The following is a 14,320-nucleotide window of genomic DNA, read 5'->3' on the forward strand; positions in this document are numbered from 1 at the left end:
TGAGGCTCAGCGGCGGCGCAACAGGCGCAGCGCGTTGGCGGTGACCAGCACGGTGGCGCCGGTATCGGCCAGGATCGCCGGCCACATGCCGGTCAGCCCGATGATGGTCGTGGCCAGAAACACCAGCTTCAGGCCGATGGCGATGGCGACGTTCTGGCGGATCACCGCCATCACCCGGCGCGCCAGCCCGATCAGATCGGCCACACCGCCCACACGGTTTTCCAGCAGGGCCGCATCGGCGGTTTCCAGTGCCACATCGGTGCCGCCGCCCATGGCGATGCCCACCGTTGCCGCCGCCAGCGCCGGCGCATCATTGATGCCGTCACCAAGCTTCGCGACCGGCCCCTGTCCCGCCGCCTGCATCTCGCGCACGATCCGCGCCTTGTCTTCGGGCAGCAGCCCGCCATGGGCGGTGATCCCCAGCGCGCGGCCGGCCGCCGCCGCCGCCGCCGGCGTGTCGCCGGTCAGCATGACCACCTGAACCCCGTGTGCTGCCAGTGCATCCAACCCCGCCCGGGCATCGGCGCGCGGCGCATCCTCCATCGCGATCAGGCCCAGCGGCCGGCCGGCCTCGCTCAACACAGCGATGCTCCAGCCGTTTTCCCCCGCCGCCGACACGGCGGCGTCGAGCGCCGGATCATTCAGGCCATGGGCGGCACCCAGCAGCAGTGACCGGCCCTCGACCTCGCCCGACAGGCCGCGGCCGGCAATGGCGGTCACAGCGCGCGCCTGCGGCAGATCCAGGCCCCCATCCAGAGCGGCCCCATCCAGAGCGGCCCGGTCCAGAATGGCGCGGGCAATCGGATGGGAGGCGCCGGTTTCAAGCGCCGCCGCCAGCCGCACGACCTCGCCCTCGTCGATGCCGAAGCCGGTCACCGCCACCACCCGTGGCCGGCCTTCGGTCAGGGTGCCGGTCTTGTCGAAGGCCACCATGCGGATGCCGGCCAGACCTTCCAGCACCGCACCCCCCTTGATCAACAGCCCGCGCCGGGCCCCTGCGGCAAGCCCTGCGGCGATCGCGGCCGGGGTGGAGATCACCAGCGCGCAGGGGCAGGCAATCAGCAGCAGAGTCAGCCCGCGATAGATCCAGGTCGTCCAGTCGGCCCCCGCCACCAGCGGCGGCAGAACCGCCGTCGCCAGCGCCAGCCCCACCGCCACCGGCATATAGACGCGGGCGAAACGGTCGATGAAGCGGGCGACCGGCGCCTTCGACTCCTGCGCCTCCTCGACCAGCCGGATGATCCGGGCGATGGTGTTGTCGGCGGCAGCGGCGGTCACCTCAACCGTCAGCGCACGATCCTGCACCACGGTGCCGGCGAAGACATCGTCGCCCTCGCCCTTTTCACGCGCCACGGATTCGCCGTTCACCGGGCTTTCGTCGATAAGGGCCGCACCCTCGACGATCCGGCCGTCGGCGGGCATCCGGTCGCCGGGCCGCACCAGCACCCGATCACCGATGCCGAGCCCCGCGGCCGGAACCTCGGCAACCCGGCCATCGGTGCCGATGCGTCGCGCGGTGCGCGGCACCAGATCCGCCAAGGCGCGGATGCCGCGCCGGGCGCGGCTGGCCGCGACCCCTTCCAGCATCTCGCCCACCGCGAACAGAAACACCACCGTCGCCGCCTCGCCGGCCGCATCGATCGCCAGCGCGCCCACGGCCGCGATGGTCATCAGCATCTCGATGGTCAACACCGATCCGGCACGGGCGGCCCTGATCGCCGCGCGCGCAACCGGCACCAGACCGATCAGGGCCGCCGCCACAAACGGCCAGGACCCGGCGGCCGGCCACAGCAGATCCAATATCGTGGCCAGGGCCAGCGCGCCACCCGCCAGCCCGACCATCCGCGCCTTGGCCGTCTGCCACCATGGCCCGGCATCGGCCGCCGCGCCATGATCATGAGCATCGGCCGGGGCGGCGGCATCATGGTCATGGCCATGGCGGGATGCACCCGCCACGGCATCGCCGCCGCCGGCCGGCGCGACGCTATAACCCAGCGCCGTGATCGCCGCGGTCACGGCCGCGCGATCCAGCGGCCGGGTGGCGTTAACTGCCTCCACCCGCACGATGCCCTGCGGCACGTTGACGCTGACCTCGGCACCTGGCGCCACCCGGCCGACGGCGCGCTCGATCTTCATCGCACAGGACGCGCAGTCCATGCCGCCGACGGCAAGGCGCAGCGGCGGCTGCGCGCCACCCGGGCTTGCGATGTGATGATCATGGGGGGCCATCTGGCGCATGATAGTCGGTCTCCGGCGGCTTCGGTTCATGGCCTGCAGCCTAAGACCTACAGCGATTGTAGCTTCAAGCCCTTTCTTGCGACGGCCTCGCAACCCATATGGCGTCAGAGACAGGTATGGCCGGCAAGGTCAGAGACAGCGAAGGCGGAACCGGATGACAGTGCAGACCATTGGCCACAGCATCGGCGCGCTCGCTCGCGCCACCGGTGCCAAGGTGCAGACGATCCGTTATTACGAGCAGATCGGTCTTCTGCCCGAAGCCGCCCGCAGTGCCGGCAATCAGCGCATCTACGGCCGCGCCCATCTGGACCGGCTGGCCTTCATCCGCCATGCCCGGGAACTGGGCTTTCCCTTGGATGCGATCCGCGAATTGTTGAAAGTGGCGGATCATCCCGATCACCCCTGCGCCACCGCCGACCGCATCGCCCGCGACCAGCTCGCCGCCGTGGAAGCCCGGATCACCCGCCTGGACGCCCTGCGCACCGAGCTGGAACGTATGCTCTGCGACCACGCCCGCACCGGCACCATCGCCGATTGCCGGGTGATCGAGGTTCTGGCCGACCACAGCCACGGCCATTGCGTCACCCATCACGAGCAGGCCGCGGAACAGCCGCTGGCCGGGACCGCGCGTGGCCAGGACGCGTACTGATCCGGCGCCTGTGCCGGCAGCACCCGGGACGGGTGATTGCGATGGCCGTCGTCGCCGTGCAAAATTCATGGCGGGCCGCAACGAAGCCCAAGCCTGCCACGCGCCGATGTGGTATCGAATAGGCGCTTTGGTGGGCCCAGGTTCGCGGCCCGGTGCAGCGGAGGCGATACAGCCGCGTCCGCATCTGTTGATGATCCGAATGGCGGCGTTTCAATGAAATCGGTCACGTGCTCCGGCGGCAGCCGGTCTGCAACGCGTTTGGGCGACGATATGGCGGCGGTCGCGAGGGCGCGCCGGATCGGCGGAGATTTCCTGCCCTTCTTCCGGGCCTGGATCGCGGATCCGTTGCGGGTTGCATCGGTGATGCCGTCGGGAGCGGGCCTGGCCGCGCTGATCACCAGCGAGGTTTCGGCCCAGACCGGCCCGGTTCTGGAACTGGGCCCCGGCACCGGCGTGTTCACCCGCGCGCTGATCGACCGGGGCGTGCATCAGCGCGACCTGACCCTGATCGAGTTCGGCGCCGACTTCGCCGGCCTGTTGAGCAATCGCTTCCCCGAGGCCCGGGTCGTGCAGGCAGATGCCGCCCGGCTGCGGCAGCATCATCTTTATGACACGCCCCGCGTCGGCGCGGTGGTCAGCGGCCTGCCCGTCTTGTCGATGCCGGCCCGCAAGGTGATGTCGATCCTGGCCGGCGCCTTCAGCTATCTGCGACCGGGCGGGGCGTTCTATCAATTCACCTATGGCCTGCGCTGCCCGATCAGCCGTGCGATCCTCGACCGGTTGGGCCTGAAGGCGGTCAAGCTGGGGTCCACCCGGCGCAATATGCCGCCGGCCACGGTCTATCGCATCACCCGCCGGCCTTCATCGCGGCTTATGCCCCTGCCAGCCTGAGGCCGGGCCGTCTGCCAGCGCCACCCGGTCATCTGGCCAGCGCCGCTCGGTCATCTGGCCAGCGCCGCTCTGTGCAACGCCCCACCCGGCGCCGGCATGGCGGCGGCGGTGGTTGAGGGATAGCTGAGCGGCAGGCCGTCTGCCGCCCGCACCGCCAGAACCGCGAAGGCCTGGGCTTCCAGAGCATCACCATCGAGCCCCGCATCATCCACGGGGGCCACCGGCAGGTTCGAGCGTGCCGCGATGGCGGCAGCGATGGCGCGGTTGCGCCGGCCGCCGCCGGCCAGCAGCACCCGCGACGGACGCTCGGCACCGACGGCCATCGCCAGGCTGAGACCACGGGCGACGCCCGCTGCGGTGAAAGCGGCGAGCGTCGCCGCCGCATCGGCCAGCGACAGCCCCGCCACCAGATCCAGCGCGCCGGCGAAGCGGTCGCGGTCCAGCGATTTGGGCGGCAGACGATCGAAAAACGGGTCGGCCATCAGCCGCGCCAGAACCCCATCATCGACACGCCCCGACGCCGCCGTGCCGCCATCGGCATCGAAGGCCAGACCTGTGCGCCGGCGCATCAGATCATCCAGCAGCGCGCCGCCCGGCCCGCAATCGAAGGCAAGCAGCCCGCCATCGCTGCCGATGAAGGTGAGATTGGCGACGCCGCCGATGTTCAGCACCGCCACCGGTGCCGGAATGCCCGCCCAGGCGATCATCGCCCGATGCACCACCGGCACCAGCGGCGCGCCCTCGCCGCCGCGCGCCATGTCGCCCCGCCGGAAATCCGACACCGTGTCGATGCCGGCGCGCGCGGCCAGACGGGCGCCGTCGCCAAGCTGCACGGTGATGCCTTCATCCGGCAGATGCAGCACGGTCTGGCCGTGAAAGCCGATCAGCCGGACATGGGGCGCAATCTCCGGCGCCGCCGCCAGCAGCGCCGTAACGGTGGCCGCCTGCGCCTCGGTCAACGCCGCTTCGGCACGCGCGGCGGCGATCACCGGCGCAGTGCCGCCCAGCAGTGCCGCCAGATCGGCACGCAGCGCCTCGGGATAAGGCTGAAACAGCGTCGGGCCAAAGCCGATGATGTCGACGCCATCGGTTTCGACCAGAGCGGCATCGATACCGTCCAGCGACGTGCCGCTCATCAGCCCGACCGCCCACACCGGCCGGCGCCGGGCGATGCCCTGCTCGGCCGAGGCCGCGATCAACGGTGCATCGGGGCGCATGGCCGGCGGCAGATCGCGCCCCGCCAGCCGTGCCGCGATATCATCGAGCGAGGCAGGAGCCGGAAAGCCCAGCGCCGCCGCCCGGGACCAGTCCTGCGCCGCCGGCCAGCCGCCGATCACCGCCTCGACCGCCGGATCGGGCGCGATCCGCACCAGACCAGCCGCCTCGTCGCCCGCAGCCCGGCGCAGCGCATCGACCAGTTGGCCCGCCCGGATCGGGGTCGAGGGCAGTGCCAGCACCGGATCGCCGCCGAGTGCCGCCGCGGGCAACCCCGCCAGATAGATCAGCGCATCAACCGTCGATGCCAGATCGGCAATGGCAAAACGCAGATCCACCCGCACCGGCAGAACCGCCGCCCGCCCTGCCGGTGGCCCGGTCAGCACCTCGGCCAGCCGTGCCACGGTGCTGACCGGCGCATCCCGGCCAGCCGCGGGCGCCGGCCGGTCGATGATGCTGACCAGCCGCGCGATCCGGGCATCGATCACCCCGCGCCGGCCGGCATCGGCCACCAGCAGTTCGGCCGCGGCCTTGGTGGCGCCATAGGTGGTGGCCGGGCGCGGTGCATCCGCCTCGGTCGCCAGCGACCGGGCGACCGCGCCGCCATGGACCGAGACCGTCGAGGCAAAGACGAAGCGGGCCGGATGACCGCTTGCCGCCACCGCGTCGATCAGATGACGGGTGGCGTCCAGGTTGATCGCCGCCGCTGCCGCCGGATCAGCCTCGCCCGCGGGCGTATTGCCGGCCGCCAGATGAAAGACGATGTCCGCCCCGGCACCCACCAGCGCACGCACAGCCGTGGCATCGGTGATGTCGACAGGCGGTGTGCCGCTGCGGCCAGCGATGTCGATCCGGGAAACGGGCATTGCCGCGCCGTCGATCATGATCGTACCCGCCGCCTGAAGCCGCGCCACCAGCGCCGCGCCAATGAAGCCGGTCGCCCCGGTCACGATGATCCGCATCCGCCTGTCCTTCTCGATCTGGCTTTGGTATCCGCCGGTCCGTCAGGCCGGCGCCGGCTTGGCGCATCGGCCGCTTTCGTGCTACATCCCGCGCGGTAGCCCATCCAGTACACCATGTCCGGCCGGCCCCGACACGATCCACGGCCGGCCGCCGTCCCGCAAGAGGAACCCCACCGATGACCGATCGCCGCTACGTGTCCGACTTCGTGCGCGTAATGGTCGAGCGCGGCTATCTCCACCAGGCGACCGACCTGGAGGGGCTGGACCAGCGCTTGAGCCAGGGCACGGTCGCCGGCTATATCGGCTTCGACTGCACCGCCCGCAGCCTGCATGTCGGCAGTCTGGTGCAGATCATGATGCTGCGCTGGTTGCAGAAGACCGGCCACAAGCCGATCGTGCTGCTGGGCGGCGGCACCACCCGGATCGGCGACCCCACCGGTCGCGACGAAGCCCGCAAGATGCTGGACGATGCCGCGATCGCCGACAACATGGCCGGTATCCGGCAGGTGTTCGACAAATTTATCACCTTCGGCGACGGTGCCACCGATGCCGGGCTGGTCAACAATGCCGACTGGCTGGACGGTCTGGGTTATATCGCGTTCCTGCGCGATTACGGCCGGCATTTCTCGGTCAACCGGATGCTGACCTTCGATTCGGTCAAGCTGCGGCTGGAACGCGAACAGCCGATGTCGTTCCTGGAATTCAACTACATGATCCTCCAGGCCTATGACTTTCTGGAACTGTCGCGGCGGCGGAACTGCCTGTTGCAGATGGGCGGATCCGACCAGTGGGGCAACATCATCAATGGTGTGGAACTGGGCCGGCGGGTGGATGAACGCGGGCTGTTCGGCCTGACCTCGCCGCTGATCACGCTCGCCTCGGGCCAGAAGATGGGCAAGACCGCCGGCGGCGCCATGTGGCTGAATGCCGACATGCTGTCGCCCTATGACTATTGGCAGTTCTGGCGCAACACCGCCGATGCCGATGTCGGCCGCTTCCTGAAGCTGTTCACCGAACTGCCGCTGGACGAGATCGCCCGGCTGGAGGCGCTGGGCGGCGCCGAAATCAACGAGGCCAAGAAGATCCTGGCCCATGAGGCCACCCGCATGGCCCATGGCGAGGATGCGGCATTGTCGGCGGCCGAAACCGCGCGCCGCACCTTCGAGGAAGGCACTGCCGGTGAAGACCTGCCGGTGATCACGGTCCCCGCAGCCGAGCTCGCTGCCGGCATCGCCGCCTATGAACTGCTGGTCCGCGCCGGCCTCGCTCCCAGCCGCAAAGAGGCCCGCCGCGCCATCCAGGGCGGCGGCGCACGGCTGAACGGCGTCAAGATCGACGACGAACAGCGCCCGATCACCTCGGCCGACCTCGATGGCGGCCAGATCAAGCTGTCGGCCGGACGCAAGCGCCATGCGCTGGTGAAGCCGATCTGACGGCAGCGCCGCGCCCCGACACCCGACAATCAATCCCATCACAACCGCCCGCGCGTCCTGGCCCAACGATCAGCCTGGATGCGCGGGCGGTTTGTCGCGCATCAGGCTTGCGCCATCTGTGGATGGCTGCCATGCGCCTGTCACCCGCCATCCGGTCTTGCGCTCCGACGGGGAAAGGATCACATATAGCCCACCATTAATTAGTATGCTATCTATGTGAGCGCTATGGATACCCCTTCGACCGCACGACCGCCCGAAATGCTGCGGGCCGATTTCGCCACGGAATTGTCTACCGCGGGCCGCCGGATGCGGACGGTGTTCGACGGGCTGGTGCGCAAGCGCGGGCTGACTTTGTCGCGCGCGCGGGCGCTGCTGCTGCTGCAGAACCAGCGGGCCATGAACCAGACCGAACTCGCCGGCCTGCTGGAGATCGAGGGACCGACCGTGGTCCGCCTGCTCGACGGGCTGGAAAAACAAGGGCTGATCACGCGCAGCACCTCGGGCCACGACCGGCGCGTGAAGCAGATCAAGCTGACGGATGCCGCCAGGGCACAGGTCGCCGAGGTCGAAGCCATCGTCGAAACAGTCCGGGCCGCCATGCTGAACGATATCGAGGATGCTGAACTGGATGCCGCCATGCGGGTGCTCAGCCGGGTCATCCATAATCTCGACACGGCATTCTGAGAGGCCGGGCCATGACGACGCCCGCTCAGGATCAGGCTCGAGGTCAGGCATCGGAGCCGGCTGAGGCACCGGCACCGGCTCAGGCACCGCGCTGGCATCGGACCATCGCCTGCATTGCCGCGTCGCTGCTGCTCTGGGTCACCCAGGGACTGGGCATGAACCTGATCGCCGCCAACACAGTGCAGATCCAGGGCGCGCTCGGCGCCAGCACCAACGAGGCGATGTGGCTGGTGGCGGCCTATATGGCGCCGAATGTCAGCCTGACCATCATCCTCACCAAGATCCGAACCCAGTTCGGGCTCAGGCGGTTTGCCGAGATCAGCCTCGGGGTCTTCGTCACCGTGGCGGGCCTGCACCTGTTCGTTCAGGATCTGCATGCCGCCGTGGTGGTGCGGTTTCTAGCCGGTATCGCCGCCTCGCCCATGTCGACGCTGGGCTTCCTCTACATGCTGGAAGCCTTCCCGGCATCGCTGAAAATGTCGTGGGGGTTGAGCCTGGCGATCACCTGCACCACGCTCGGCGCGCCGGTCGCGCGGATCATCTCGCCCGATCTGCTGGATATCGGGCTGTGGCACGGATTGTATGTGCTGGAAATCGGTCTGGCACTGATCGCGCTGGCAGTGGTGCATCTGCTGCCGCTGACCCCCATTCCCCATGCCCGCGTGCTGCGTTCGCTGGATTTCGTCAGTTATCCGCTGGTCGCGATCGGCTTCGGGCTGCTGGCGGTGGCGATGGTGCTGGGGCGCTATTACTGGTGGTTCGAGGCACCCTGGATCGGTGTCTGTCTGGCGCTCGCCGCCATGGCCATCGCGCTTACGGCCGCGATCGAGGTCAATCGCGCGCAGCCGCTGATCGATATCCGCTGGCTGACCAGCCCTGAAATTCTCCATATCGCGGCGGTGCTGCTAGTGTTCCGCATCGTGCTGTCGGAGCAGACCTCAGGCGCCTTCGGGCTGTTTCAGACCCTGGGCCTGCTCAATGAACAGAACCGGATCCTGCAGGTGGTGATCCTGCTGTCCTCGATCGGCGGCGGTATCACCTGCGCCATGGTGCTGAAGCCCGGCCGCGACGCGCCGATCCACGCCCTGGCCCTGGTCCTGATCGCGGCCGGCGCCTTCATGGATGCCCATGCCACCAATCTGACCCGCCCGACTGAGATGTATGTGAGCCAGGCGATGATCGCCTTTGGCGGCGTGCTGTTCCTGCCGCCGTCGCTGCTCGCGGGGCTGGGCCACGCGTTGAGGCAGGGGCCGACCACCATCACCAGCTTCATCGCCATGTTCCTGTTCACTCAGAGCCTGGGCGGGCTGATGGGATCGGCGCTGTTCGGAACCGTCGTCACGCTGCGCGAGAAATTCCACTCAAGCCAGTTGGTGGAGACCGTTGTGATGACCGATCCGGTGGTCGTCGCGCGGGTTCGGCAACTGGCCGGCGCCTATGGGCCGGTTCTGTCCGATCCACAATTGCGCGACGCCGAAGGGCTGGCATTGCTGTCGCGACAGGCGGCCCGCGAGGCGACCATCCTTGCCTATAACGATGTCTTCCTGATGATCGCGGCGCTTGCCGCCATGGCCCTCACCGGCCTTGTCCTTCATCTCCTTTATCAGCGCATCCGGCTGGCGGTTTCGAGCACGCCGGCCGGAGCTGCGCGGTGATGTCTGTATCGGTGCCATGACCATGTTCAATTCCGCGCGCAAGCTGTTGTCCGCCAAAACCCTGATCGCCCTGGTCGCGGGAGCGGCCGGTGCCCTGCTGGTGCTGTATGCCTGGCGGCTGCCGCCGTTCGAAACCACGGTCGAGACCACCGAGAATGCCTATGTTCGCGGCCAGGTGACGATGATCAGCCCACAGCTCGCGGGCTATATCACCAGCATCCCGGTACAGGATTTCGACCGCGTGCAGGCGGGCGATCTGCTGGTGCGGATCGACGACCGTATCTACGCGCAGAAACTGGCCCAGGCCGAGGCGGCCCTGGCCGGCAGCCGCGCCAACCTGGATCATGCCGAACAGGATGCCCTTTCGGCGGACGCCAGGATCGCATCGGCGAAGGCCGAAGTCGCAGGCGCCCGTGCCACACTGGTGCGGGCCACGGCCGATGCGGCGCGCGTCGATAAGCTGCTGACCCGGGGCGCCGCCACCCGCAGCGCCGCCGATGAGGCCCGCGCGACCCTGGCCCAGGCGCGCGCCGCCGTGGCCCGCGCGGAAGCGGCGGTCGAAGTCGCGGTGCAGGACCGCCAGGGTGTTCTGGTCGGCCGGCGGTCGCTGGAGGCGGCGGTCGCCAATGCCGAGGCCGCCGTGCAACTCGCCCGGATCGACCTCGACAATACCCGGATCACCGCGCCCGTCGCCGGCCAGCTTGGCCAGATCGGGGCGCGGATCGGCCAGTATGTCTCGCCCGGCAGCCAGCTTGCCGCCGTGGTGCCCGAGCGGCGCTGGATCATCGCCAACTTCAAGGAGGGCCAGATCCACGACATGAAGCTGGGTCAGGCGGCCATCATCGAGGTCGACGCCATGCCCGGCACCAGCCTGCGCGGTCATATCGAGCATGTCTCGCCCGCCACCGGCTCGGAATTCAGCGTGCTGAAGCCCGACAATGCCACCGGCAACTTCACCAAGGTGGCGCAGCGCGTGCCGGTGCGGGTTGAACTCGACACCGGCCAGCCGCAGGCAACCGGTCTGGCGCCGGGCATGTCAGTGGTGGTGCGGGTCGACACCGCCGGCTGAGCCGAGCCGCTGCCAACGGCGTTATTGCGGAAAATCGGGCCGGGGGTCGGTGCCGGTTGGCGGCGTGCCGGACCCGGTGCCATCGAGCCCGCCGGCGATGGCGCCGAAGATGTTGCGCAGAAAGCCCGGCGCCAATGCCGCCAGCGGATTGACGCTGGCCTCCGGGTCGTCGAGGGACCCCCTCAGACGATAGGTGGCCGCAAACACGCCACTGCCTTCATCACCCACCAGAAGATCGCCGATCAGCGGAATCCGGCCGACCGCGCTGTTGATGGTGTAAAGCGGCACCAGCGTGCCCGCCAGGTCGATCCGGTCTCGATTGAGATCGATGGTGCCCTTTGCCGTCACGCCGATCTCGCTGCCATGGGCGCGGCTGTCCTCCAGCGTGATCACACCGTCGTCATAGACGAAGTCACCGCTCAACACGCTCAATGCCACCCCGTCACGTCCGCCGATCCGGTCCGACACGCCGCTTGGCGACGCGGTGGCCAACGCCCGGGCAATCGCCGGCGCATTCATCAGCCGATAGTCACGCCCTTCGAAACGGCCGGCGACATGGATGGTCCCGGCCCTGTCATCGATCACCCCGGTGATGCCCAGCCTGCCGCCGGCGATATAGCCGCGCAGGCCGGCGAAGGCCATCAGATCGTCCATACGATCGGTGTCAAGCCGAAGATTGCGGGCCCCCGCGGCCGCCGGATCGATGGTGACGCGGACGGTGCCGGGGCCTCGCTGACTGCCGGTGTCGGGGGCGACAGGCAACGTCGCCTGAACGGCGGCGCGGCGCACCGCGCCATTCACAGTGGTCGCGGCGGCCTCGACCTTTTCAAGGCGGCGGTCGTCGTCGATCCGCAGGCTGTCCACCGCCAGATCAACCGTCACAGAGTCTGACATGTCGCCGTCGCCGGCGTCGCCATCATCGGCGTCACGGGCAGCGGTGCTGTCGATCAGCGGCTCGGCATCAAGCATCCGGCCCCGGATCGTGATCCGGTCCGGATTGCTGCCGCCGTTCTGATAGTCGACCCGTAACCGGCTGCGGCCGATATCGACCCGGGCCAGCCCGGCTGTCGCCAACTGGCCGCCGACAAGCTGCACGTCACCGGCCACCACCAGATCGCCGGCATCGACGCGGGCATCCTTGATGTCGATCACTTCATCGGCGCCATCCGGCGCCGCATGGGGATGAACCATGGCGGTCAGGCGGCCGGCGCTGCCCGCCGGTTTGCGCCAGCCAAGATCGGGGACGGCCATGACCGCGGGCGTGAGATCGGCATCGACGTCGATGAGCGGTTCGTCAGGTCGGCCGCGCGGCAATTCCACCGCCAGATCCAGCCCCACCGGTCCGGTCAGGAAAGGGGCCAGATCCAGCCCCAGGCGCGACCGCATGGCATCGTCGACCCGGCCGCTGACATCGACCCGTCGTTCCCAGGCGGTCGTTGGATCGATCGCCTGCCGCCAGTCGATATCGAACGGCGCGCCCCCCACCACGGCCTTGCCGTTCAGGCGCGCCAGCCGGTTGTCGACCGCGACGGCGAAGGCGCCCTGCTCGACATCCAGGCCCAGCACCGCCGCCTGAACCGCCAGCTTGTCGATCCGGCCGCGGGCGGAATAGATCACCTCAGGGCTGTCGACGCCGATCGGCAGGTCCAGAGACAGATCGATGGCGGCCTGCCCCTGCAACCCCTCAGGGTCCGAGAACGCCGGATCGACGAACTCGATCGGCGGCAGGGCCAGAACATCGAGCACGTCGCTGACCGGCCCCGTCACCGGCACCGCGACCGTCACCCGCGTGGGCACACCCTTGACGCCGAAACCCTCGATGGCAACGCGCGCCCGGCCCAGGGCAAGGCCGGTCTCGCCGGCCTTGCCGCCGGGGTCCAGAAGATAGCGCATGCCGCGCAGATCGAAACTGCCGGTGCCGGTCAGATTCTGGACCGGTGGCAAGGGCGGCTGATAGTCGACGGCGATCCCTGTGAAGGCGAACTCGCCCTGTACCGCCTGCGGCGCCAGACGCCCCCCCTCGCCCAGCATGCCGGGGCGGATGTCGATCGCGACCGACAGGCCGTCGACCCGCCCGCCATGGACCTGTGCCACCACCCAGTCACGCGCCTTTTCCTGCAGGCCGAGCGGCCAGTAGCGGTCGATATCGTCGACCTTCAACCCGCCACCGATCAGGCCGCCGGTCACCGACATGGTCTCGGCCCCGCCGGTTACGCCCTGGAAGGTCACACTGCCCCCCAGATCACCACCATCGGCCAGCCGGACCCGGGCCTGGGTGATCTCGACGCGGTCGCCATCCTGCGTCACGTCGACGACCAGAGCGGCATCGGCCACCGGAATCGGGCGCGCCAGAAAGCCTGGCCAGTCGATCACGCCGTCGGACATCTGTAACCGGCTGCGCAGCCGGTCGACCCGACGGTCGGTCATGACGATGTCGATGATCCCCTCGACACTGGCGCCGATGCCGTCGAACGGTGCAGGCAGGCCCAGCACCGCCGCCACCCGATCGACCCGCAGAGGTCGAACCGCCAGCGACAGATCGGCCGACCGGTTCTCGGGCTCAATGATCCCGGTCAACGCGGCGCCCACCGTTTCGCCAGACAACGTGCCGTTCAGATCCACGGCCACCTTCACCCGCTCGCCATCCCGGGTCAGGCGCAGATCACGGCCGCTGACCTGCCCCGACATGCCGAGACCGGCATCCTGATAGCCGATCCGCACCGCCATCACCCGCACCAGGACAACCTGCGACACATCCAGCGCCCAGGCACCGGGGTCGGTGATACCATCCAGCCATTGCCGCAGCCGTTCATAATCCGATGGCGGGCTGGCCGGCACCGGTGGCGCCGCGGGGTCGGGCGCCCGCAGATCCGGATCGGGGCGCACCGGTTCGGGCGGTGCCCCGCCGGGTTCGAACAGCGGCAGCAGACGATCGATCGGCAGCCCATCCTCGGGTCCGCGCACCCGGTCGAGGGGGCTTGCGTCCAGCAGGGCCAGCGAAACCTCGCCCGAGGCATCGCGCTGGACGGCGACTTCCAGACCGGTCAGTTCCAGAGTGGTGGGCGTGACGCGCTGTGCCACCAGATCGCCGATCGACAGGCCGATCCGCAGGCCCGGCAGGCGCAGCACCGGTTGGCCGAACCGGTCGACGATCGCGACATCGTCCACGGCCAGTGTCAGCGAACTGGTGGCGGCATCCAGCGACAGCCGCGCGTCGCCCGCATCCAGCCGGAACAGGCCGTCTGCCAGTTCCAGCCGGTCGGCGATCCAGGGACCGGCGGGGCCCAGGTCGACCGGACCCGCCGCCAGCCGCAGCCCGCCCAGAACCAGTGCCACAACCACGACCAGAAGACCCGCGATGAACAGGCGGGCGACCCATGTCGAGATCCGGACGATCATGCGGCACTGTCCTTGCGAGCGAGCCCCGGTTATGGTCCGGTGTCTAGCAGGTAATGACAGCGGGGCGAAGAGCCAAGACCGTGTCAGGTCCAGTCTGGCCCCCGTACCTTGCGTGTCCATTACGT

At 69.1% G+C, this 14,320-nt stretch carries 9 protein-coding genes and 1 pseudogene; 6 read left to right on the forward strand and 4 right to left on the reverse strand.

Features of this window, described 5'->3' with window-relative positions; translation table 11 throughout:
* Positions 1-6: 6 nt before the first annotated feature.
* Complete coding sequence (locus WG924_RS12430) at positions 7-2,229, reverse strand: heavy metal translocating P-type ATPase (protein WP_372045154.1); 2,223 nt, start codon at positions 2,227-2,229, stop codon at positions 7-9.
* 163 nt (positions 2,230-2,392) lie between these two features.
* On the opposite strand from WG924_RS12430, the gene WG924_RS12435 reads away from it, so the two are divergent.
* Together WG924_RS12435 and WG924_RS12440 are read left to right on the forward strand one after the other, a co-directional pair.
* Positions 2,393-2,887: a MerR family transcriptional regulator gene (locus tag WG924_RS12435; RefSeq protein WP_345933361.1), complete on the forward strand. Its 495-nt coding sequence runs from the start codon at positions 2,393-2,395 to the stop codon at positions 2,885-2,887.
* Positions 2,888-3,157: 270 nt separating this feature from the next.
* Positions 3,158-3,778, forward strand: a complete 621-nt coding sequence (locus tag WG924_RS12440) for a class I SAM-dependent methyltransferase (protein ID WP_345933362.1) — start codon at positions 3,158-3,160, stop codon at positions 3,776-3,778.
* 50 nt (positions 3,779-3,828) lie between these two features.
* On the opposite strand, the gene WG924_RS28240 is transcribed toward WG924_RS12440, so the two are convergent.
* Together WG924_RS28240 and WG924_RS28245 are read right to left on the reverse strand one after the other, a co-directional pair.
* The gene (locus tag WG924_RS28240; protein WP_372045155.1) at positions 3,829-4,932 is read right to left on the reverse strand and encodes an anhydro-N-acetylmuramic acid kinase; all 1,104 of its coding nucleotides are present in this window, start codon (positions 4,930-4,932) and stop codon (positions 3,829-3,831) included.
* A 501-nt stretch (positions 4,933-5,433) separates the two neighbouring features.
* Positions 5,434-5,955, reverse strand: a pseudogene (locus WG924_RS28245) (NAD-dependent epimerase/dehydratase family protein); the annotation flags it as partial.
* A 176-nt stretch (positions 5,956-6,131) separates the two neighbouring features.
* Here WG924_RS28245 and tyrS point away from each other — a divergent pair.
* The 4 genes from tyrS to WG924_RS12465 all read left to right on the forward strand — a co-directional run bounded on the left by tyrS (position 6,132) and on the right by WG924_RS12465 (position 10,796).
* Entirely contained in the window at positions 6,132-7,388 is a 1,257-nt protein-coding gene (tyrS, locus tag WG924_RS12450; protein WP_345933364.1) for a tyrosine--tRNA ligase, read from the forward strand.
* A 225-nt stretch (positions 7,389-7,613) separates the two neighbouring features.
* The gene (locus WG924_RS12455; protein ID WP_345933365.1) at positions 7,614-8,072 is read left to right on the forward strand and encodes a MarR family transcriptional regulator; all 459 of its coding nucleotides are present in this window, start codon (positions 7,614-7,616) and stop codon (positions 8,070-8,072) included.
* 11 nt (positions 8,073-8,083) lie between these two features.
* Positions 8,084-9,727, forward strand: a complete 1,644-nt coding sequence (locus WG924_RS12460; RefSeq protein WP_345933366.1) for an efflux MFS transporter permease — start codon at positions 8,084-8,086, stop codon at positions 9,725-9,727.
* 22 nt (positions 9,728-9,749) lie between these two features.
* Positions 9,750-10,796: an HlyD family secretion protein gene (locus WG924_RS12465; protein WP_345933367.1), complete on the forward strand. Its 1,047-nt coding sequence runs from the start codon at positions 9,750-9,752 to the stop codon at positions 10,794-10,796.
* A 21-nt stretch (positions 10,797-10,817) separates the two neighbouring features.
* Here WG924_RS12465 and WG924_RS12470 read toward each other — a convergent pair whose 3' ends face one another.
* Positions 10,818-14,195 carry a YhdP family protein gene (locus tag WG924_RS12470; protein WP_345933368.1) on the reverse strand — a complete coding sequence of 1,126 codons (3,378 nt, stop codon included), beginning with the start codon at positions 14,193-14,195 and terminating at the stop codon, positions 10,818-10,820.
* Between the last annotated feature and the right edge of the window lie 125 nt (positions 14,196-14,320).

The sequence above is a fragment of the Tistrella arctica genome, from assembly GCF_039630945.1.
Classification (GTDB): domain Bacteria; phylum Pseudomonadota; class Alphaproteobacteria; order Tistrellales; family Tistrellaceae; genus Tistrella; species Tistrella bauzanensis.